The sequence below is a fragment of the Faecalibacterium prausnitzii genome, from assembly GCF_003324185.1.
GTDB classification, from domain to species: Bacteria; Bacillota; Clostridia; order Oscillospirales; family Ruminococcaceae; genus Faecalibacterium; species Faecalibacterium prausnitzii.
In genome coordinates this window covers 19060-41620 of record NZ_PXUP01000005.1, presented here as the reverse complement: position 1 = coordinate 41620, position 22561 = coordinate 19060, and the positions used below count along the sequence as shown (strand labels likewise).

At 49.9% G+C, this 22561-nt stretch carries 20 protein-coding genes; 12 read left to right on the top strand and 8 right to left on the bottom strand.

From position 1 onward, the window contains the following. Positions 1 to 2 precede the first annotated feature (2 nt). From pglX to C7J97_RS04680, 7 genes are read right to left on the bottom strand one after another with little or no spacing between them, the layout of a single operon-like run. Positions 3 to 3746 (bottom strand): BREX-1 system adenine-specific DNA-methyltransferase PglX, encoded by a 3744-nt coding sequence (gene pglX / locus C7J97_RS04705; RefSeq protein WP_113992226.1) that lies wholly within the window; start codon positions 3744 to 3746, stop codon positions 3 to 5. A 15-nt stretch (positions 3747 to 3761) separates the two neighbouring features. After that, entirely contained in the window at positions 3762 to 4601 is an 840-nt protein-coding gene (locus C7J97_RS04700; protein WP_113998213.1) for a hypothetical protein, read from the bottom strand. Continuing rightward, entirely contained in the window at positions 4598 to 5059 is a 462-nt protein-coding gene (locus tag C7J97_RS14810) for a hypothetical protein (RefSeq protein WP_147232747.1), read from the bottom strand. The genes C7J97_RS04700 and C7J97_RS14810 overlap by 4 nt, the downstream gene beginning before the upstream one ends. A 7-nt stretch (positions 5060 to 5066) precedes the next feature. Beyond that, a complete protein-coding gene (brxC, locus tag C7J97_RS04695) occupies positions 5067 to 8723 on the bottom strand; it encodes a BREX system P-loop protein BrxC (protein ID WP_113992229.1) in 3657 nt (1218 codons plus the stop codon). Between the two features lie 18 nt (positions 8724 to 8741). Continuing rightward, complete coding sequence (locus C7J97_RS04690; protein WP_097839703.1) at positions 8742 to 9332, bottom strand: DUF1788 domain-containing protein; 591 nt, start codon at positions 9330 to 9332, stop codon at positions 8742 to 8744. A 1-nt stretch (position 9333) separates the two neighbouring features. Continuing rightward, positions 9334 to 9939 (bottom strand): DUF1819 family protein, encoded by a 606-nt coding sequence (locus tag C7J97_RS04685; RefSeq protein ID WP_113992230.1) that lies wholly within the window; start codon positions 9937 to 9939, stop codon positions 9334 to 9336. Further along, complete coding sequence (locus C7J97_RS04680) at positions 9920 to 10147, bottom strand: DNA-binding protein (protein ID WP_097782261.1); 228 nt, start codon at positions 10145 to 10147, stop codon at positions 9920 to 9922. The genes C7J97_RS04685 and C7J97_RS04680 overlap by 20 nt, the downstream gene beginning before the upstream one ends. A gap of 431 nt (positions 10148 to 10578) precedes the next feature. Here C7J97_RS04680 and C7J97_RS04675 point away from each other — a divergent pair, with 431 nt between their 5' ends. From C7J97_RS04675 to C7J97_RS15475, 12 genes are all read left to right on the top strand, one after another. After that, complete coding sequence (locus C7J97_RS04675; protein WP_113992231.1) at positions 10579 to 13737, top strand: DEAD/DEAH box helicase; 3159 nt, start codon at positions 10579 to 10581, stop codon at positions 13735 to 13737. Between the two features lie 12 nt (positions 13738 to 13749). Next, positions 13750 to 14148, top strand: a complete 399-nt coding sequence (locus C7J97_RS04670; RefSeq protein ID WP_113992232.1) for a (deoxy)nucleoside triphosphate pyrophosphohydrolase — start codon at positions 13750 to 13752, stop codon at positions 14146 to 14148. Positions 14149 to 14472: 324 nt separating this feature from the next. Beyond that, positions 14473 to 15408, top strand: coding sequence for a DUF932 domain-containing protein (locus C7J97_RS04665; RefSeq protein ID WP_113992233.1), 936 nt, complete (start codon positions 14473 to 14475; stop codon positions 15406 to 15408). A gap of 11 nt (positions 15409 to 15419) precedes the next feature. Then, positions 15420 to 15758, top strand: a complete 339-nt coding sequence (locus C7J97_RS04660) for a DUF3848 domain-containing protein (protein ID WP_097784709.1) — start codon at positions 15420 to 15422, stop codon at positions 15756 to 15758. Then, positions 15755 to 16687, top strand: a complete 933-nt coding sequence (locus tag C7J97_RS04655; RefSeq protein ID WP_113992234.1) for a YqaJ viral recombinase family nuclease — start codon at positions 15755 to 15757, stop codon at positions 16685 to 16687. The genes C7J97_RS04660 and C7J97_RS04655 overlap by 4 nt, the downstream gene beginning before the upstream one ends. Before the next feature lie 121 nt (positions 16688 to 16808). Further along, a complete protein-coding gene (locus C7J97_RS04650; protein WP_113992235.1) occupies positions 16809 to 18008 on the top strand; it encodes an ATP-binding protein in 1200 nt (399 codons plus the stop codon). Positions 18009 to 18080: 72 nt separating this feature from the next. Beyond that, a complete protein-coding gene (locus C7J97_RS04645) occupies positions 18081 to 18791 on the top strand; it encodes a Sak single strand annealing protein (protein WP_113992236.1) in 711 nt (236 codons plus the stop codon). 112 nt (positions 18792 to 18903) lie between these two features. Then, entirely contained in the window at positions 18904 to 20577 is a 1674-nt protein-coding gene (locus C7J97_RS04640; protein WP_113992237.1) for an AAA family ATPase, read from the top strand. A 92-nt stretch (positions 20578 to 20669) separates the two neighbouring features. Further along, complete coding sequence (locus C7J97_RS04635) at positions 20670 to 21008, top strand: DUF3846 domain-containing protein (RefSeq protein WP_113992238.1); 339 nt, start codon at positions 20670 to 20672, stop codon at positions 21006 to 21008. Between the two features lie 13 nt (positions 21009 to 21021). Further along, entirely contained in the window at positions 21022 to 21372 is a 351-nt protein-coding gene (locus tag C7J97_RS04630) for an LPD28 domain-containing protein (protein ID WP_097782641.1), read from the top strand. Between the two features lie 123 nt (positions 21373 to 21495). Further along, positions 21496 to 22236 carry a recombinase family protein gene (locus C7J97_RS04625; protein ID WP_173012403.1) on the top strand — a complete coding sequence of 247 codons (741 nt, stop codon included), beginning with the start codon at positions 21496 to 21498 and terminating at the stop codon, positions 22234 to 22236. Further along, on the top strand, positions 22214 to 22348 hold the full coding sequence (locus tag C7J97_RS15475) for a hypothetical protein (protein WP_275689137.1): 135 nt from the start codon (positions 22214 to 22216) through the stop codon (positions 22346 to 22348). The genes C7J97_RS04625 and C7J97_RS15475 overlap by 23 nt, the downstream gene beginning before the upstream one ends. A 51-nt stretch (positions 22349 to 22399) precedes the next feature. Here C7J97_RS15475 and C7J97_RS14970 read toward each other — a convergent pair whose 3' ends face one another. Beyond that, a complete protein-coding gene (locus C7J97_RS14970; RefSeq protein ID WP_170126634.1) occupies positions 22400 to 22561 on the bottom strand; it encodes a hypothetical protein in 162 nt (53 codons plus the stop codon).

The following is a 22561-nucleotide window of genomic DNA, read 5'->3' as shown; positions in this document are numbered from 1 at the left end:
TTTTATTTCTTCTCTTTCACCATGATGTTCTTGCTATCCGCCAGCACCTCGTAGAACTTGCCATCGGCGGCGGTCTGGAGTTTGCGGTAGTTCACCTTTACGCCGTCGTCGAGGTCCAGCGCAATGCGGGAAAGCGCCAGATGGCTGATCTTTTCGTCGTAGTCCCGGCACTCCTTCAATTGCTTGGTCAGCTTGTCCTTGCGCTTGGAGGCGGCAGCGGCTTCACGGGCGTTGGTGGTGTGGTCCATCATATCTTGCATCCGGTTGATCTCGGATTCGTACACACGCTGCATCTTGTGCAGGTAGTCCACACGCAGGGCGCCGATGGTATCCGGGGTGTAGCGGTGGAGGTAGACCAGCGCCTTAAAGCCGTTCTGCTTGCCGCTGTCGAACAGCCAGTAGATAGGGCGCTTGCCGGAGCCGGTGACCGAGTAGGTCTGGCAGTGATCCTTGAAAAAGTCGTTCACAAAGTAATTGCGGATGACCTCCCGGCTGGTGCTGCCCTTATTGCCCAGTGCTTTTGCAATAAAGTTAAGGTTTTCTTCCAGCGTAGCTGCACCATATACGGCTTTCAGCCAGTCGCACAGGCGGGCAACGATATCATCGTCCAGATATTCCTCATCGGTAATGGGAATAACATTATCTTCGTCCGGGAAGAACATCTCGTCTACCACAACCCCTTCATTGCGGTATGCACGCTCCAGTTCCTCTGCTGAAACTGTTCCGGGGCGGTCGTTCAGCTTGTCCACAAATGCCTGCAAAGAATACGGCTCTCCTGCAAAAAGCAAACCGTCCTTATAAATAGAGTATCGGCCAAACATACAACCCACGGCATAGCTGAGCAGGCTCTTGATGTCCCGCTGCAAATCTGCCTTGCGCACGGTCACATCCTTCTCTTCCACTTCCGGGGTCAGTTCATCCTGCAAGCCGTAAATATCAATAAAAATGCGGTTCAGCTCTTCCTCGTTGGCTTTCAGCTTTTCAAAGCGCTCCTTGCACTGGCCTTGCCACATCAAATAGCAAACTTCCAGCGGACAGCTTGCCTCCGGCAGGTAGCCATAGTAATGCTCCATCATGCAAGCTACATTGGTTTGCTCCCACAGTCCCTTGCTCCAGTACACAAGGGGGTGGGTAGTAAAGTCCCAAGAGGTTTCATAGGAATCCCAATCTTCCTTGCACAATTCAATATTATCTTCTGTCAATGGAGCTGCTTTTTCTGCCACTATCAAATCAGTGAACGGCAGCTTTTTCACAACCATGGGAGTAACGTTCAGTGTCGGATTCAGTAATGCTATTAGTTCTTCTGCAACCTTACTATTCAAGAAAGCCAAAGTCAGAAACATATCTTGTTTCTTTTTTGGAAACAAACCCAATCCAGCAGAATCAAAAGTAAATCCATTCTCGAAATATCTGAAACTTGATTTTCCCGATGTGATTTTGCTCCAGCCAATATGCTCCTTAAAATAGTATTCCTTGCCATCATGTCTAAATCCCGCATTGGATTCCATCAGTTTCAGTGCATTATCATTATATTTCAAAACCAGTTCGCGGTTTCCATACCATTTATGGTATTCGCCACCTTTGTTATGCGCTGTGTACATATATTTTGTCGGAGAACAAATATTAGTAAGTGTATAGTCAACCTCCGGCCAGCACAAAATAAAGGTCGCATTTTCTCCAGTACACATTCCAGCTTTTACATCATAGTATTCTCCTAACGACTTGCCTGAGAATAGTGCAAAAATCCTTTCACTCACCCAATACGCTACTGGCATACCCGGAATCTTTGCAAAATCATCCTGATTTGCGGTATAGCGGTTTTGCCCTGCAAGGAACATCTCCTCCTTGCCCTGCTGAGAGGTCGGCTCGATCAGGCGGCAATAGGTGCCTTTATAGCCCTCCACATGGTTTGCACAGCGCACAAAGGCGGTGGTCTGCACCACTTCGCCGCCAATTTCCTCAAAGGCTCTTGCGCCCAGATGCGCCATGTTGACAGTTTCGGTCAGCATCATCTTTTCACGCAGCTTTTCAAAGCTGGACAGGAACATCCAACTATGCTGGGTGATCATTGCCTGATAGCCGTTGTCGGCAGTCATGGCACGGCAGCGCTCAATAAACACCGCAAACAGGTCTGCCTTGCTGTCGGGGTAATACTTCTTGACAAAGTTGTTGACATTGGCGCTGAGATTGCTGGTTCCGGCATAGGGGGGATTGGTGCAGGTGACCCAATACTTCCGTGCCATGGTCTCGCCAAGGTCGATGAGCTTTTGCAGTTCCTCGGCGGTCTGCTCCACACCGGCACTTTCCAGCGAGATCTGCACCTCATCGTCAATGCCGCCCACAAACCGGCGCAGCAATGCCCAGTTATACTCCGGCACATTGAGGATGGAGCCGTACTCCTTGGCATCGGTCAGGATATCCAGCAAGCCATCCAACTGCATTTTGGCGGTGTTCTTTTCCAAGTCCGAAAGGCCCGCCCCAAAGAACTTGAGGTGAGCCCGGTTGATGGGGTTGCTCTCCTGAATGGCGTAGACGTGGCAGGTGTTTTCGCCGTTGAGGATGCGGCGGTTGTACTGCCGTGCCTTCATCATTACGGCAAAGTAGGCAAGCTGATAGGCACGGTCGTCAATGTCCAGACCGTAGAGGTTGTGTTCCAGAATGCTCTTGGCGGCATCCCGCTGGCTGTAACCCACGCTTTCGTAGATCTGCATCAGCACGTCAAAGGCATAGACCAGAATATGCCCGGAACCCATGCAGGGGTCGATAAGGGTCAGGTCTTCCGGGCTCAGGGCGGCGTACTCCTTGCGGATCGTCGCCAGCTTTGCCTGCACCTCCGGCTCCTGCGGGGCTTCGTCCAGATAATACTTCCAGTTTTTCCGCAGGTCGCTGTCCGGGTGACCCTCCACCCACAGGCGGCCAAGGCTGTTCTCTACCATGTAGCGGACGATCCAATCCGGGGTGAACAACTGGGTCACCGCCGGGATCTCCTCCTTGGTGATCTTGCCGTTTTTGGCAAAGGCGGCGGCCTTGGGCTCGGTGTTGTAGTACTGGTACAGCCAGCCGATGATCTCCACCTGACCGCCCTGCTTGATGTTGAAGTCCTTTTCCGGGATATCGTGGGTCAGCTTGTACACCACTCCCTCCTGATCCACCACCGAAAGGTTCAGCAGGACTTCGGTGTAGTCGGTGGTTTTTTCAAACAGACCGGGCAGGATCTCATTCAGCGCATTGCACTGCTTGATGAACAAAAAGCGGAACAGCTCGTCCAGCTTGTTATCCTGCTTCCATTGGATGATCTGGGCTTCTTCCTCGGCGGTAAAGGAAAGCTCGGCATCAAAGGGGGTGGTGACCAGATCCGGCTCCACCTTGCCGCTCTCGGAGCTAAGCACCCGCAGGTGGGAGGGCAGATAGTCGTTGACCTCCATGAACCGCACAGCGATCAGGCGGTTGAACCATGTGTAGGCAACCTCCTCCATGATGTACTGGTAGGCGGTGGCGTAATCGGTATCTGCCTCCTTCTCCCGGATGGCGCTCACAAGCTGCCGCCGCTGCTTGATGGCTTCGCCTGCCACCAGATACGGCTCCGCTGCGCCAATATCGTAGAACTGGGCATCCATCGTGCTCTGGGGCAGAGGGTCTGCAATGCCCTTTTCGGTAATGCCCATCAGTCCGGCACGGTAGCAGATATCTGCGATCAGCTTGTTCCGTGCCCAGATGGCAAAGTTTTTAATGGCTGTTTTGTTCATCATTCCATCCTCAAATTATAAGTTTCCGATAAACAGTTGTGCTTGTTGGATCAGTGCAGTCCAATCTTGGCTGGTAACCACTTTTGCTGCTACTGTAACTGCCACTTTCATGCCAAAATCGCTAAAGAATTTCTGAACTCCATTTAAGGCTTTCTGCATCCGGTTCTTTTTAGGTGTGGGAGACTGAATCTGCTCCTGCAATGATTCGAGATCATCCTTTACACTGTCCACTTCTTCAGTGTCAACATCCTTGATTTCAGACAGAGAGGAGATAATTTTTTCAATCAAACCGTTCAAATCTTCACCGGAGACGCCAGTGTTTGTATTGATGGCAATATTTCCGCTTTGCTGCTGCACAACATTCCCATTCACAGTTCCAATGTTCTGGGTCATGACTCCTGGATTTTCCTCTTGCATAAGAATAATTTCCTTTGAAATGCTATCATTGATAAAATCAATCAGCGGTTTTATGGAATCATTCAGGTAATTCTGTATAACTTCTTCCGTTTTGCTGCTTCTACATGGATACCTGCGTGAATGATACACAATACTCTCCGTTTCAGAATTTGCAATATATGTTGCATAGTCATATATTGCTTTGATATGTTCCTTTTCGTCAACGGGGATCTGTATTTCAATCCAGCTTCCATCCTCAAACAGAAAACATTCTCTAAAATCATACTCTGTTCTATCTGCCACGTCATGTACAATGCCACGCAAAGTAGGCGTGCTTTCAATGAAATCCACAAACCGGCAAAGATTTACATCAGCATTATGCTCATCGCTATTCAGTAACTGGCTAGATTTTCTACGAAAATCCAAACTCAGAAATTTCAAATCTTTTAATCCGTTCATATATTAACCCCGCAGTACGGACAGTACGTCATAGATTCTCCTACACCATAAATCACTTTTACATGTCGATTGCAGCAATCGCACTTAAATGGAACTTCTGTTCCATCTTGGCTACGCAATTTTGAAATTCCAACCTTCTTTAAGGGTTTATAAGTCATTTTTACAATTCCGCGATGTCTATTTGTTGATTTTGCTAGTTTTCCAAACATCTCATTTAGTTGGTCTGCAACGTAGTTTCTTGCAATATCACATACCTGCTGTACTACTTCCTTTGGCCAGAACGCACCAGAATCCTTTGTTAAACCGCAATAAGGACAGAATAGTTCATTGACCATTCCTTCTTCAGTTTTGACTTCATCGGCACGTAGGCCAAAAGACGATGCACAAAACGGACACTCGAATGTGACATAGCCATCGCTATCGCACTCCATACAGATTTTAAATGATGTATCCGACATACACACCTCACAGTTCCACATTCACGATCGAATCATCGGCAAGTTCCTTCAGCAGGCTCTGCCGCAGGGCATCCAGATATTTATCCACATCCTCTGCACTTTCCAGCCGCCAGGACGCTGCCCGTGCCACCGTTTTGATGGAGAGATTTTTGGTATTGCGCATCTTGACGGCAGGTTGTTCCGTCTTCGGCCGCGGCACAGCCACCGTCTCGCCACGCTTGCGGGCTTCCTCTTCCAAACGCTTCTGTTCCGCTTCTGCCTGTGCAAGTGCCTGCTGTGCCAAGCGGTTGTCCTCGTCTACCATCTCGTTCAGCAGACGGATCTTCAGCGCATCGGACTTATCCTGATAGCTGCGCAGCACCGACACATTGTTGCAGTGCACAGCACCGTCCAGCAGCTCCTCGAACCGCTCCATGTAGCCACTGTGCTTTGCGTCCTTGTAGGGCTTATCGTTCAGCACCTCCAGCACACGGTTGCGGTCGTCCTTGATGGCTTTTACCACCGGTGCCGACTGCTCCTCCAGAATCTCGTTGTACAGGGACATGAACTTTTCCCGCAGCTCCGGCAGCTTGGGGATCTCACGGTAGGGTGTTTTCATGCCCACGATGCTGCGCATCTGCCGGACAACATCCTCCAGTGCGGTGTTCACGATATAGGTCTTGCTGTCATCGTAAATGTCCAGCATATCCAGTGCACGGCGGAAGATCTGCTCCTGCTCGCTGTTGGGGCTGAAGAATTTCTGCACCGGCTCAAAATCCTCACCAAAATCCAGCAGCTCATCCTGCCCGTCGCTGACTTCCTTGAAAAATTCCAGCGGAGCGTTGATCTGCAGCAGGCTGCTCATCAGCTTTTTGCCCTCGGCAAGGACCTGTCTGCCGGGGTAGGCGTAAAGCTGATACCGGGGCTCCAGACGGTCGATGGAGGTGATGGTGCGCTCGCAGTAGCGCCGGAACTCGCTCATCATGGTGTCCTCGTCCTCTGCCGTGGGCAGCACGTTGAACAGCTCCTTCATAATGGTGCGGACAGCCTTTTTCTGCTTTTCCGGCACCCGGACACGGACCTCCATCAGCAGCTTGTCCACAAACTGCTTTTTGGTGATGTAGCCCACAAGCTCTTCCTCGGTGCGATTGTTGGCGTTCACACTTTCGCCGTTCACCGTAAAGGCAAGGTCGCCCCGTTTGAACAGCCGTGCCACCAGCCACTGCACATCGTCCTCCACAAAGCCGTAGGGAGCTTTCATGAACCGATCCTTGATGGTTTTCATGGAGGTCTTCATGTGCATCCGGGAGTTGCCGCCGATAAATTGCAGAACGTCATCCAGCGCATGGACATTTGCCTCAGAGCTATCCTCCAAAGTGAGGGAGAGCTGGTTGCTGCTTCGGAACAGCTTGCGGATGTCGGTCTCGCCCATGGGAGCGGTAATGTAGGACAGCTTATGGTAGACCGTCTGCACCAGACGACCAATTGCCTCATTGATGCGGCTGTTCACTTCCTTGCCGGAGGTACGCAGCACATCGCCGTTCACATAGATGGTGGCATCCTTCAGAGCCTCGGTCAGGTAGAGCTTGGCGTTGCTGTTGCGCTCCCGCATCTCCACACGCTTGGCTTCCTTGATGGCCTCGTACTTTGCAAGCTGCACCGAGGTGTTTTTGCGCAGGAATCGCTCGACCTTCAGGTAGGCGCGCATTTCGGTCAGGAAGGAGTCATCGTTGGGCAGTGCCACCAGCACTTCCTTGCCCTGCCCGGAGATCATCCGCAGGGTAGAGTCCTCCACACCACCCTCATACCACGGGGTCAGCACACGCAGCCCGATATCGTAGCTTTGATTTGCCTTGTAGGGGCGGTCATCCACCATCTGGTTGAACGGGAAGGTGTACCGTCCGCCGAATGCCGGATACTGGTACTTTTTGCTGGGGAAGATGTCCTCAAAGATCATCTCTGCGATCTTGGTAAGGACTTCCAGCATCTCCACGTTTTCTTTTTCGATCTCGTTGTTGATCTCCTGCTCCTCATCGGTCAGGAACACATAGACGCTGCCGTTTTTCTGGATCAGCATCTGGCGCATCAGCACCTTCAGGGCTTCCTCCACCTCTGCTTTCAGGGCAAGGCGGTCATCGTCGATGTTGGAGATCATCAAGCTGGTGATGTTGTCCACATTTGCCTCGATCTCCACCACATATTTGATCAGGAACAGGGTCTTCAGCACGTTGATGGCAAAGACGTCCTTTTCCTTCTTTTCCGGGTTGATGTAGCTGTTATCATAGGCACGAATGATCACGCTGCTGTGGCTGTGGTCAAGGAAGTTTTCCAGCGCATCGTAGAACTTATGGAACGGTACGATGGCACCGGTTTCTTCGTTCATCAGCTGCATGGCAGACTCTTTGAACAGTGCCAGCATAGAGCGCTCACCCTCGGACAGATGCTTACCGGATGCACCGTGGGTACGGATGCTGGTCAGCACACTTGCCAGAAGGTTGAACTGATAGGGCACAAAGGGGTACACCTCTGCAAAATCCTCCGCATTGGCATACAGCTTTTTCTCCACACCGTCGTTGAAAACAATGAGGTTCTTGATGATGGTGCCCTTCTGGTCGTAGATCAGCCGCAGGCTCTGGGCTGCGGTGTCGGTCTTTTCCAGAATACGCTTTTTGATAACGGCATCCACGTTTGCAGAAGACAGGGACAAACGGGTGTCAAAGCGACCCTGGATCTTAGAGAAATCGTTGCCCTTCACCTTAGTGATGGAGTCGATATCCTGCTGAGAGGTCACAATGACCCACGCCTTGCCCTGACATTCCTTGCCCAGTTCCTCGGTCACAGTCTGGAGGTTCAGCATCAGCTTGGAGTCATCGCCGATATACTGACCGATCTCATCCACCAAAAAGACAACATGGTGGTTGCTGCCCTTCTTATCCAGATAAGCCTTCACACGCTTGGCAAAGTCCTCGATGCTGATCTGGTAGGGCTCCGTTGCCTTTTCGCACCAGTTGCGGGCTGCGGGCTCACTCATAAAGCCCATTCCCACCAGAACCTCCACAACAGTGTCCTGAATAAAATCAAAGTCCTGCCGGGAATCCTCCCACGCATCGCCATAGGCATCCTCAAATTTTTCCTTGAACGTAGCAAGCTGGTCTGCCTCAGCAAGGTGGCGTTCCAAATCCGCAAGGTAGGGCATGGAGCCGCAGAACCCCTGCATTTCGTTGAACACCTTCAGGAACACGTTCACGATGGCATCCTTGTTCTCCTTGCTGTTGGATTCGCTTTTGGAGTCGATATTGAACAGGATCACATCCGTTGGCGTGTCTGCTGCCAACTTCATATCTGCCAGAACCATCTGGTTCGTGATCTTTTTATCGTCGATGAAGAAATCCAGTGCGTGCTTGTCGCCCACCTGCTTGTTTTCCAGCAGGTAGGACAGGATCTTCAAAAAGTGAGATTTACCGCTTCCAAAGAAGCCGGAGATCCATACGCCCATTTTCGGCGTGGTGCCCAGAATACCTTTTTTATAAGCCGCAAAAAAATCCGCAAAGTGCCGCTGCAATTCACGGGTCACCACATACTCTTCCAGTTCCTGTGCAACATTGGTCTCTGCGCCCTGACCGACTACGATAACACCCTGAAGTTCACGGTCGATCTCCTTACGGAACATCTCCTTGATCTGCATAGCTACTGTATCCTCCCTTTATTTCACCAGCCGGAATGCCCGGTAATAGTTATCGTCCTTGATCTCGTTGAACAAAATCAGTTCCTGTTCGTTGTAGGTGCCCGGAAAGAACATTACGACCGGGCAGCGGACAAATGCCTGATGCAGGTTGTTCAGAACCTTATGGGACCGCAAAATCGGATAGCACTTTCCGATACCCGTCAAAAACACGATGGCGTTCTCCGGCGTATGTTCCTTGATATACTGCACGATGAGGCTGTCGTTGTCATTGATCTTCATGGCGTTGGTAACCGCTTTGGTGATCCGCTCCATCCCGTTTTTCTTTTCAAAGTCATAACACTTTTCCAAAAAGCGCTTCTTCTCCAGAAAATCAATGATGACATCGTAGAGATCAAATACCACCAGATCAAAGTCATCATCGCCACGGGCATTTTTGCCTTTCATATACTCGATTCGAGCACGAACTTCCAGCTCTTTTTCTGGTGGATAGTCGAAAACCCAGTAGTTCACCTCGTTGGCTCTGCCGGTTCCCTTGCGGAAGGACGTTTTCCGGATTGCCGCTTCCATCTCATCCAGCCGGTCGCTCAGGCATCCATTCACAGTTTCCATCTTATCTTACCCCCGTAAGCGCATTGACCATAATGGCATATCCATTGTCTTGCAGCCAGCGTTCCAGCGCAATGTCCAAAATCGGGCGCAGGATCTTGCGTGAGCTGCCCTTGTTTCCGTCCAGCATTCCTGCCTCGTAGAGCTGCGTTTTGTATGCCGCTCCCAGCCGATGCAGCGTGTAGTCCTGAAAGGCTGCTACTTTCTCGCTTTGCGCCTGCTTGTCCTTGAAGAACACCCGAATGTCCGCATCAGTCAGTTCGTCCACTCCAAGGATCATCTTTTCCCGCACAACTTCGTACACAAAGTCAAAGAAAAGCGTATCGTGTGCAAGTGCTGCTACCAGCGCAAACATCTTCTGCGTTGCAATATCGCTGCTCAGGAAAACCGGGTAAAAGCTGGGGTGCAGCATCTTTATGCGCGCCGTAACGGTAGAGTAGATCATCTGTGCCCGTGCCTTTGTGGATGCGCTGTAAATATTCTCTTGCTCGTTTAGCAGTTTTATTTCCGAAAAGCTCTTGCCCTCTGCCAGCAACTGGACCGTTTTCCGAAACTCAATAAACCAGAATGAAAATTTCACGGCTCCTGCACTATATGGTTTTCTGTTCATCTATATCTTCTCCATTTTCATTCTTCGATTTAATGTATTTTCCGCTCTTTACTCTAGCATCTTTTGGTTTTGGAGCATCTGCAGGAATGATCCACTGGTGCCCAACACGCTGTGCTCCTTCGATGCGGCCTTCTGTACACAAGGTCTGCACTCGTCTTGCACAAATGCCCCATTTTTCAGAGATTTGTTTAATTGATACGTATTCCATAGTAACCCTCAACATCGTTCATTCACGGATGGTGGCGGTCTATAACAAACCATTTTTATTTTACTCCAACAAACGAACGAAATCAATGCAAAGGTCTTACAAATCTCGGAATGGTTTTTTATGTCAAATACACCTTTCCCACTCGTTCAACAATAAGCGTGGAGTCTCTTTTCAAGGTTCCGCTCCTATTGTTCGAAATATAAATGCTGTTGTTTTCTTCCCGATAACGTTCATGTTTAACTAGAGCTAAAATTGGCTGAATACCGACTGAAAGGATGCATTGTTGTGGCAAACTGCGCAAGGCTGACATCATGCGAGTCGTCACCCTGATCTAAGTGGTAGAGAATCGCAAAGCATATCTCATACCCTCGATCATTGAATATTCTTCTAACGGGCGCTATAATAAAAGAAAACGGTAAGGAAGTGCATCTATGCTCTACCCCGGTCTGTACGAACAGGTCATCAATAACGCACTGAACCGCGAGCTTGCAGAGATCCCGGAAGCCCGCAAGTCCACTGCGCCCATCGACACAGCAGAGGCTGCCAAGGTACTGGCGCAGTATCTGACCGACGTGGTACAGAAGGGTCTTGAGAATGTGCAGGATAACGGCGGCGGCATCGAGGCGCAGATCCAGCTGGCAAACCAGATCATAAATACCATCCAGACTACTACAGAGGAAGCTGACTTTGCCGCGCTCGGTGTTGACCAGCGGGCAGAGCAGCTTCTTGCGCTTTTGCAGCAGAATGACCCGCGCCTTGCTACAGGAAAAAGCGCAAAAGACCTTGACCGCCCGGAGACCTCCATTGCACAAAGCTCCCTGTTCACCGGTGCTATCCATGAGCCGCAGATGTACACGGAGCTGAAAAAGGAGATCGTTTCCGCCGACCGTATTGATATGCTGGTCTCCTTTATCAAGTGGAGCGGCTTACGCCTCATCATGGACGAGCTGCGGCAGTTTGCGCAAAGCGGCGGTGAGTTGCGCATCATCACCACCTCTTATATGGGCGCTACAGACGTGAAAGCCATCGAGGAGCTGCGCGCGCTGCCCAACACAAAGATCAAGGTCAGCTACGACACCAAGCGTACCCGGCTCCACGCAAAGACCTATGTATTTTACCGGGACACCGGCTTTACCACAGCGTATGTTGGTTCCTCCAACCTGTCTAATGCGGCAATTTCCAGCGGCCTGGAATGGAATGTCAAGGTGACCCGAAAGGACCTGCCGGAGACCATTGAAAAGATCGCAGCCACTTTTGAAAGCTACTGGAATTCCAGCGAGTTTGAATATTACGATGAAGGACAGCGGGAACGGCTGACCCGCGCCCTGAAAGCCGAAAAATACAGCGAAACCGACCACAGCGGGATCTATACACTGGATATTCTGCCCTATTCCTACCAGCAGGAAATTCTGGACCGGCTGGATGCCGAGCGCACCGTTCGGGGGTACAACCGCAACTTGGTGGTGGCCGCCACCGGCACCGGCAAAACTGTGATCTCTGCACTGGATTACAAGCGCTTCTGCAAACAGCATCCGGGGCAGCCCTGCCGTCTGCTGTTTGTGGCCCACCGGGAGGAGATCCTGAAGCAGAGCCTGTACACCTTCCGGGCGGTGCTGAAGGATGCCAATTTCGGTGAACTATATGTGGGCAGTCACAGAGCCGACAGCATCGACCATCTGTTTGTTTCCATCCAGACCTTCAATTCTCAGGAGCTTGCCGCCAAAACGGCAGCAGATTTTTACGATTACATCGTTGTGGACGAGTTCCATCATGCAGCTGCACCCACTTATCAGAAGCTGTTGGAATATTACCAGCCGAAGATCCTGCTTGGACTGACCGCCACCCCGGAACGTATGGACGGCAAAAGCGTTCTGGACTATTTCGGCGGGCGCATTGCCGCCGAGATCCGTCTGCCGGAGGCCATTGACCGGAAACTACTTTGTCCCTTCCAATATTTCGGCGTCACCGACACCGCAGATCTGAGCAGCCTGAAATGGCGTACCGGCGGCTACGACAAAAACGAGTTGTCCAACCTGTACACCCTCAGCGGCATGGTGGCGGAGCGCCGCGCTGACCTTGTGGTGAACTCCATCCTGAAATATGTCACCGATATCGACGAGGTGAAGGGTCTGGGCTTCTGCGTTTCCATCGCTCATGCCCAATTTATGGCGCGCTACTTTAATACCCACGGCATTTCATCTATGGCGCTGACCGGCGATTCTCCCGACGAGGAGCGCAACGCCGCCAAGCAGCGGCTGGTTTCCGGGGAGCTCCGATTCCTCTTTGTTGTGGACATTTACAACGAGGGCGTGGATATCCCCGAGGTGAACACAGTGCTGTTGCTGCGTCCTACCGAGTCGCTGACTGTGTTTTTGCAGCAGCTGGGGCGCGGCTTACGTCTGGCAGAAAACAAAGATTGCCTGACCGTTCTGGATTTCATCGGGCAGGCCAATAAAAAGTATAATTTTGAGGAGAAATTCGCAGCACTGCTCTCAAATACCACCCGCAGCGTCAGTCGGGAGCTCAAAGAGGGCTTTGTCTCTGCGCCTAAGGGCTGCTACATTCAGCTGGAGAAAATTGCCGCAAAGTATGTTCTAGATAATATCAGTGCCTCCTATGACCGCACCTCCGGGCTTGTGGCGCGGGCGGCTGCCTTCACCGAGGATACCGGTTTGCCCCTGACACTGGGGAACTTCCTCGACTACTATCATCTTGACCCGCGTGCGATTTACAGCAAAAAGATCTGCTTCAGCAGGCTGTGCGTCCGTGCAGGGGCGGCATCCGATTTTGCAGAATCTTTGGAAGAAACTATGACCAAAGCCCTTGCACGCTTTGCAGTCGCGGATTCCCGCAGGTGGATTCGTTTTTTGCTGGGGCTTCTGCCAAAATTGGATAACACCGGCTTTGCGGCTCTATCGCCAGTAGAGAAGCGGATGCTGCAAATGTTCTATGTGACTCTCTGGGGCAAAACTGCAGAAAGCTGGGAGGATGAAGAAGTTCTCGATAACCTGTATGCTCTCTCGGATAGTCCCGTTTTGCTGGGGGAACTGCAGGCACTTTTGCAGTATCAATATGACCGCATTGATTTTATCGACGAGCCGGTGGGTGTGGGCTTTGATTGTCCGCTGGACCTGCACTGCACCTATACCCGCGACCAGCTGCTAGTAGCGCTGGACTTTTTGAAGCCTGCTACTGTCCGTGAAGGCGTGAAGTGGCTGCCGGAAAAGCAGCTGGACGTATTCTTTGTGACCCTGAACAAAGCGGACAAAGATTACTCTCCCAGCACCATGTACAAGGATTATTCCATTAACGAAAGCCTGTTCCACTGGCAGAGTCAGAGCACCACCGCCGAAAACTCTGCCACCGGGCAGCGCTACATCCATCACCGGGAAAAAGGAAGCCGCGTGCTGTTATTCGTGCGTGAGTTCAAGGCAGATGCCCGTTTTGGCGGGGCAGGAGCGTATACCTATCTGGGCACGGTGAACTATGTGAAGCACGAGGGCTCCCGCCCCATGAACATCACATGGAAGCTGGACCGCCCGATCCCTGCAAAGTTCCTCAAAAAGACCAACAAGCTGGTGGTCGGTTAAAAGGAGAATATCATGAAGGTTGTTCGCGTTGTTGCAGCTGTGATCTGCGACGATATTCAGACGAAACATAAAATTTATGCCACCGCCCGCGGCTACGGTGAGTATAAGGGCGGATGGGAATTTCCGGGCGGCAAAATCGAGCCGGGTGAAACCCCGCAGCAGGCACTGAAACGAGAGATCCGGGAAGAACTGGATACCGAGATCGCGGTAGGCAACCTCATCGACACCATTGAATACGATTATCCGACCTTTCATCTTTCCATGGACTGTTTCTGGTGTGAGGTAGTCTCCGGCAAACTGGTGCTGAAAGAAGCCGAGGCTGCACGCTGGCTGACTAAAAAGGAGCTTGATTCTGTTCCGTGGCTTCCGGCGGACCAACTCCTTTTAGCGCAAATTCGTCCGGCATTATAATTTTTTATGATAAATCCCTCTCTTTAGCTTTCTCAAATTTCCATTTTTCACCCAGATATAATAATCATGATTCAAAGCCTCTGAGTCGAAAGACTCAGGGGCTTTTTTATGTCTGGAGGTGAGCATTTTGTTATTCCGTACCATCACTATCATTATTACCATCGTATTTTAAAGCGCAGCTGCGCAGAAAGGAGAAAGCATTATGAACTTTTGGTCCGAAATCGTCAAAGAGGTTGGCACCGTCCTGGTGGAAGTCCTCGTCCGCATCGCTGAAGAAATGGAAAACAACGATTGAACAAAATACATTGAAAAGGAGATTTTACTATGCCCGCAAATGTTGAAACGATGTTCTCTGTCCGTGAGACCCCTTGGCACGGCCTTGGCCGTATCATTATGGATGCCCCTGCAAGCCGTGAAGCCTTGGAACTGGCCGGTCTGGATTGGCAGGTGGAAAGCCGTAATATCTATTCCGGCACGGGTGCTATGATCCCCGGCTATCGCGCAAATGTCCGCAGCACCGATGATGCTGTTCTGGGTGTGGTATCCGACCGCTACCGCATTGTGCAGAACGAAGAAGCATTTCAGTTCACCGATGACTTGCTGGGTGAAGGTGTTACTTACGAAACTGCCGGTTCTTTGCAGGGCGGCAAGAAGGTCTGGATGCTGGCAAGGCTTCCGAGGAAATATCTTATCGCTGGAGATCAGGTAGTACCATATCTTGTGATCTTCAACAGTCATGACGGAAGTTCTGGTGTGAAAGTAGCCATGACTCCGATCCGTGTAGTCTGCCAGAATACTCTGAACCTTGCGCTGAATACCGCAAAGCGCAGCTGGACTGCACGCCACACCGAAAATGTTCTGCTCCGCGTGCAGGATGCCCGTGAAACCCTGCAGCTGGCCAGCAACTATATGGTTGAACTCGGCAACCGTGGCGAAGAGCTGGCCCGCATCGATTTATCCGATCACAAGGTGCAGGAGTTCATCAATGAATTTTTCCCGATTTCTGAGGACCTGTCCGATTGCCAGCGGAAGAATAATCTGCGCCTGCAGGAAGAGCTGAAGGCTCGCTACTACAACGCACCGGATCTGGAATGGGTCGGCAAGAACGGTTGGCGCTTTATCAACGCAGTCTCTGATTTTGCTACCCACGCAGACCCTCTCCGCAAGACCAAAAACTACAACGAGAACCTGTTCCTGCGCACCGCAGAGGGCAACCCCATGATCGACAAAGCCTACAAGATGGTGCTGGCCGCAGCATAAAGGAGCAAGCCATGAATGATGTAAATAACCGCATTTTCAGGGAATTCACGGAATTCTTTGACAACGTTGAGAAGAGTGCTTCTGAAATCAGCGTTACCATGGCTTATGAGATCACGATGAAAAGTACCATCAGCACCGCCATTATTGTTTTGGAATCCGAGGGCAGACTGGAGGAGCGCTACTGGAACCATCTCAGGGTGCAAAATAATATTCTGGATTTTCTTTATGACCTGTGGGTTGGCTCTTGCCATTCATTGGCCAGCGACTTTTCCACGATCATGAAAGACTTGGTGGAATACGACTTCATCATTACCGAATCAATTATGAGAGAAAGGATGCAAAGTGCATGAAAAGATTGATTTCAACTTTGAACCTGTCCAAAGAAGATTGGCTCCGTTACCGTAAGTGCGGCATTACCGGCACGGATGCCGGTGCCATCCTTGGCCTGAATCCCTACCGCTCGGCATTTCAGGTGTACCACGATAAAATCAGCGATACCATTGAAAATATCGACAACGAAGCCATGCGGCAGGGCCGTGATTTGGAGGATTATGTGGCGCAGCGCTTCACCGAGGCCACCGGTCTGAAGGTACGCCGTGCAAATGCCATCTACCAAAGTGAGGAACATCCACTGCTTCTGGCGGACTTTGACCGTTTGATTGTCGGGCAGAAAGCAGGACTGGAATGCAAAACGGTTTCACCGTTCTCTGCGGATAAGTGGGCAGATGGCAAAATCCCTACACATTACATGGCTCAGGTCAATCACTATCTGGCTGTCAGCGGTTTTGACTGCTGGTACATTGCTGCTCTGATTTTCGGGAAGGAGCTGGTGATTCACAAGATCACAACCGACAAAGAAGTTCTGAACAACCTCATTGCCAAGGAAGAGCACTTCTGGAAATACAACGTGATGCCCGAAATTCCGCCTGTACCTACCGGAAGCGAGGGGGATACACAGCAGATCAATCAGCTGTACTCTGCAGATGATAGAAACAAAACTGCCGATCTGAATCCCATCCGTAATCTGTTGGACAAGCGGCAGGAGCTTTCTGATCAAATCGAGCAGATGGAACAGGAGAAAACAGCTATTGAGCAGCAGGTCAAGCTACAAATGCAGGATGCCGCTTATGGCACAGCACCGGGCTATAAGGTATCGTGGGTATCCTCCGAAAGTAAACGGGTAGACTCCCAGCGTTTGAAGAAAGAACAGCCCGATATTTTCAATCGGTACAGCAAGAATGTAAGCAGCCGCAGGTTTACCATTATCCATGCAGCATAATTTTTGTACGCCTATAGGCACACAAAATTCGTGCTTCAGCTATTTTTATTTAATAGAAAAGCACAATACTGTTTACACAACAATAATTGTATGCTAAGATAAGAATATGAGGTGATGCACGATGGTTCTGCGCAAAAGTTATTTGGACAAGATCATTCCTTTTATCGATCAGGATCTGATCAAAGTTCTGGTTGGAATCCGGCGCTGTGGAAAAACAGTCCTTCTCGGTCAGATCAAGGACGTGCTCCTCCAGCGCAACATTCCCGCACAGAACATTATTCAGGCCAATTTTGAGTCCATGCGCTTCCGCAACGCCCGTACTGCAGAAACGCTTTACGACTACATCGCAGAAAAAGCGGAAGGCTGTACCGGCAAAATCTATATTCTTCTGGATGAGATTCAGGAGGTGGAGCGCTGGCAGATTGCAATCAATTCTCTTCGTGTCGATTTCGATTGTGATATTTACCTGACCGGCTCCAATTCCAAGCTGCTTTCCGGCGAATTGGCAACCTATCTTTCCGGACGATACATCCAGATTCAGGTTTTCCCCTTTTCGCTGGCCGAAGCAAAACAGCAATGCATTGAAAACGGAACCTATACTTCGGACGAAAAGCTCTTCGCAGACTATTTGAAGTACGGCGGTTTTCCGCAGCGTTTCTTCCTCCCTGACGATCATTCAATCACCACCTATCTGGACGATCTTTACGAGGCTATCATTGTCCGTGACATCATGCTGCGCCACAATATTCGCGAACAGACCGCATTACGTAATGTCCTTGCATTCCTGCTGGACAATATCGGCAATCCGTTTTCTGCCCGTAATATCAGTGGACGCATGGTTTCGGAAGGAATCAAGACAACCACTGCTACCGTGCTGAACTACGTTGATTATTTCAAGGAAGCCTTTATCCTTCTGAATGCAAGCCGCTATGATATCAAAGGAAAAGCGCTCCTGTCCAGCACAGAAAAGTACTATGCAGTCGATCTTGGCCTGCGGAACGTTATCAAGAAAAGCGAAAAACTTGACAGCAACAAGCTGTATGAGAACACCGTATATCTGGAAATGCGGAGCCGTGGCTATGAAGTTCAGGTCGGCAAGCTGGACGACACCGAAATTGATTTTATCTGCTACCGTGGAGATGAAAAGCTCTATATTCAGGTTGCTTACCTGATCACTCCCGCCGATGAAGAACGGGAGTTCGGTAATCTTGAGCGGCTGCACGACAACTATCCTAAGTATGTTATCAGTGGTGATTTGGCGAATTTAAGCCGAAACGGAATCATTCATCGAAACATCATTGATTTTCTGCTCAATCCGTAATTTTCACATCATGGGGCACAACAGTTGACGCTGTTGTGCCCTTTTTTCTTTATCAAAATTGGAGGCATTCTTATGGAAAATCCATTCGTAAAATTATTTGCTATCGACTTCAAAGATCATCTGGAAGTCAAAAAGTCCGGCAACACGGAACTGAAATATGTAAGTTGGGCGTACGCTTGGGCAGAGGTGAAGAAGCTGTATCCCGCTGCCAGCTATGAGGTCAAGAAATTCAACGGCCTGCCCTATGTTTATGACCCCATAACCGGCTTCATGGTGTATACCTCGGTCACGATTAAGGGAGTTTCGCATGAAATGTGGCTGCCTGTACTGGATGGCGCAAACAAAGCCATGAAGGCTGTGCCTTACACCTACTCCACCCCGAAATGGGACTACAATCCGCAGACCCGCCGCCGTGAGAAAGTCGGCATGGAAGAACGCACCGTAGAAGCAGCCTCCATGTTCGATGTGAATAAGGCTATCATGCGGTGCTTGGTGAAGAACCTTGCTATGTTTGGTCTTGGCCTGTACGTTTATGCCGGAGAGGATTTGCCGGAAGATGCTGCACCGCAGCCGGAATCAGAGCCGCAAAAGCAGCCGAAACCGAAATCCACCAGCCAGAAGCAGGAACAGCCGCCTGTGCCCTGCATCTGCGCCCGGTGCAACCAGCCCATCAAGAGGGTCAAGCTGAAGGATGGCTCCATCATGCAGGCCGCAGAGTTTGCCGCTACCCATGAGGGAATGTGCGCCGACTGCTACAAAGCCACCAGATTGAACGTAGCATAATAAAACTGCTCTATTTCGATGTCACTTGATTCTTGTATGATTCTATATTTCATGGTACACTTACAGTAGTGAGTTCTGAAAGCTCTCCTCTGTGAGCGGAAAGGAGCATTGCATGAAAGATTTGCAGTTTCCTGTCGGAATCTCGAATTTTGAGAAGATTCGAGAAGGCGGGTATTATTATATCGACAAGACCAATCTGATTTCTGAACTTCTTAGCGGAGGTATCGCTGAAGTAACATTGATTACTCGCCCTCGTCGCTTCGGAAAATCCCTTGGTATGAGCACTCTCGCAAATTTTCTGGATATCCGCAAAGACAGCAAGCAACTGTTTGAGGGATTGGCAATCTCCAAAAATACAGAGCTTTGCAAAAAATGGATGAACCAGTGTCCTGTGGTATTTTTCTCTTTCAAGGACACGGACGGTCTGACCTTTGAAAGTGCCTATGGAATGCTGTGCATGAAACTGGCATTTGCGTTTCAGGATTATCAGTTTCTTTTGGATGACGATGCTATTTCTGACGATGACAAAGGCATCTTTAAGCGAATTCTGGGACGCACTGCATCCATAGATGAAACCAAAAGCTGCTTTTTGCTATTGACCCGGATGCTGGAAATCCACTTCAAAAAATCGGCGGTCGTCATTCTGGATGAGTATGATGTTCCCATTGCAAAAGCCAGCAGCAACGGATATTATTCGCAGATGCTGGACGTGATGCGGGCTATGATGAGCACCACGCTCAAAGACAATACTTCGCTCGACTTTGCTGTTGTTACCGGCTGTCTGAAAATTGCCAAAGAAAGCATTTTTACCGGGACGAACAATTTTGTTTCGGATACGATTCTTTCTCCCCGGTTGAGCGAATCCTTTGGTTTCACACAGGCAGATGTAGATCAAATGCTGAAAGATGCTGGTCTTGAATCGCAGTCTGCTGAAATCAAGGCATGGTACGACGGTTATCATTTTGGCGATGCAGACATTTATTGTCCGTGGGATGTGATCAGTTATCTGCGAGATTTCCAGTATGGTGTAGCACAGAAGCCGAAAAGCTATTGGAAAAACACCAGCGATAATGCTATTATCCGTTCTTTTATCGACTATGCAGGTGACAGTATCACCACGAAGCTCGAAACTCTGATGGCTGGCGGCTCTATTGTTCAGCATATTGAAGAAAACCTGACCTACGATTATCTACACTCCTCTGAGGAAAATCTTTGGAGTGTGCTGTATCTGACAGGCTATCTGACCAAGGTGCGGGATAAGGATCTGACGGATTCGCTGCCGGATGGCTGCTCTGCGCTGATGATTCCCAATGCAGAGATTCGGGAAATTTTTGAAACCACTGTAAGCAAATGGTTTGACGACAGTGCAAAGGCATGGAACCGCAGCCCGTTGTTTGATGCAGTCTGGAGCGGAAACAGCGAAGCTCTGACAAAAGAAATGACCAAGCTGCTTCGCATGACCATCAGCTACCATGACTATCGGGAGGATTTTTACCACGCTTTCCTTGCAGGCATCTTTACTGGTGCTGGCTATGTGGTAGAATCCAACAAAGAGCATGGCGAGGGTCGCAGCGATGTTATCGTAAAGGATATCCGCAATGGCCGCGTGGCAATTTTTGAAGCCAAGTATGCCAAAACTCTGGATGCTCTGCCGGATGCCTGTGATACTGCCATTCAGCAGATCAATGACCGAATGTACGCAGCGGACTTCCGGGATGACTATGATGACATTCTCTGTTATGGCATCGCATTCTTCAAGAAACGCTGTATGGTAAGGAAAAAATAATTATTCACTTAGGGGAGTATCTTCGGATGCTCCCCTTCACTTTTTACAGGACAATCCATTTGGATTGTCCTGTTTTTATTTGGAGATACACAATGGAAGAACAAAAAATCAAAGTCCTTGCGCTCCTGCCAATGGAGTTGCCAAAGGAGATCGAACTGGACAACACCCTTGAAGCCATGCAGAACTTTGTAGGCGGGCTGATTGAATGCATCACATTGAGTGACACCGGTTCAGCGGTCACACTGGTCTGCAATGATGAAGGCAAGCTGCTTGGCCTGCCGCTCAATCGTCCGCTGTGGGATGGAGCCGATGTTCTTGCCGGGCCGGGATTTCTGGCCGGATGTGACAACGAAGGGAATCTGACTTCCCTGCCGCAGAGTGCAATGGATTTCTACAAAGAGAAGTTTAGAGCTTTTATCATTGAAATTTAAGGAGGAACATCTTATGACCTTTCATGCAATGACCGAACACTACGAGGAGATTACAGTTTGCGGAAAGCCTGCGCTGTTCACCAGCATCCGCATCAAGAGAGATACCATTCCGGATGGTCTGTACGCCTACGATGTTCGGCATGATGACGAGTGCCGGGGCATCCCTTGTGAGATCGCGCCCTTTGTGATGGTCAACCACTGGGGCACCATTATTCTTGCGGAACCGCTGGAACTGCCGGATGATGGGCGGCGATATATTGACGAGGACACCGACTGGAACTACGCTCCTTTGGATGGCGAGGACACCGCCAATCACAAACCGTGCACTACCATTTCTGATTTTATGACTGCCTATGCCCACTAAAACTGTATTAAAAATACCGTATATTCTGTTTTGTATTAAAATCAGCCGTTTTCAGACCATTTCAAGGTACAAAACACAGTCTTAAAAATGTCGCTCGTTATCTTTGAGCCAGAAAGGAGACGCATGAACATCTATGGCTATTGCCGCATCTCCACGGCAAAGCAGAGCATTGACCGTCAGATCCGCAACATCAAGGCCGAGTACCCGACTGCCCATATCGTGCAGGAAGCCTACACCGGTACATCTATCTTTCGCCCGGAGTGGCTGAAGCTTTACCGGGTTCTAAAAGCAGGAGATACGGTGGTGTTCGATTCGGTGTCCCGGATGTCCAGAAATGCAGAAGAGGGTTTTGCTCTGTACGAAGGCCTTTACCACAAGGGCATCCAACTGGTGTTTTTGAAAGAACACCACATCGACACTGAAACTTACAAAAAAGCTCTGTCCGGCAGCATTGCCATGACAGGGACAAATGTAGACTTCATCTTAAAGGGCATCAACGAATATCTGATGGCCTTGGCAAAGGAGCAGATCAAGCTGGCCTTTGAGCAGTCCGAAAAAGAAGTTGCCGATCTGCACCAGCGCACCCGTGAGGGTCTTTTGACCGCCCGATTGAACGGCAAGCAGGTTGGCCGCAAAAAGGGTGTTGGCTTTGAAACGAAAAAATCCAGAGAAGCTAAGCAGATCATCCGCACCCACTGCAAGACCTTTGGCGGCACACTTGACGATGCCGAGTGCATGAAGCTCACAGGTCTTGCCCGGAATACCTATTATAAATATAAGCGTCAGATTCGTGCCGAACTGATAGCTGAACAGGATTTGCCGAAAGGAGCAAGTATCTTTTATGAACCGCCAAAATCATTCTGAGCCGGAGAGCAGGCTTACCCCGGAGGAGCAGCAGGAGTTTTTAGAACTTCTGGCTCAGCTTTCCCCGGAGCAGCGTGAAGCACTGAAAAAAGTGCTCAAGTCCTTTACTTAACAAAAATGTGCAGGGCGGCATTGCTGCTACCCTGCACATTTTTATTTTTTGTTATGCACGTTCTACTCTAATGCTGCCAGTACGCGCATCTTTAATCACACGAAAGCGATTTTTGCACCCTGTGCACATTTTGGTTTGGTTCGTTCCACCTGTCGCGGGCAGACGCATCAACACACGACCACAATCCGGACATTCTACAGAAATCATTGCCAT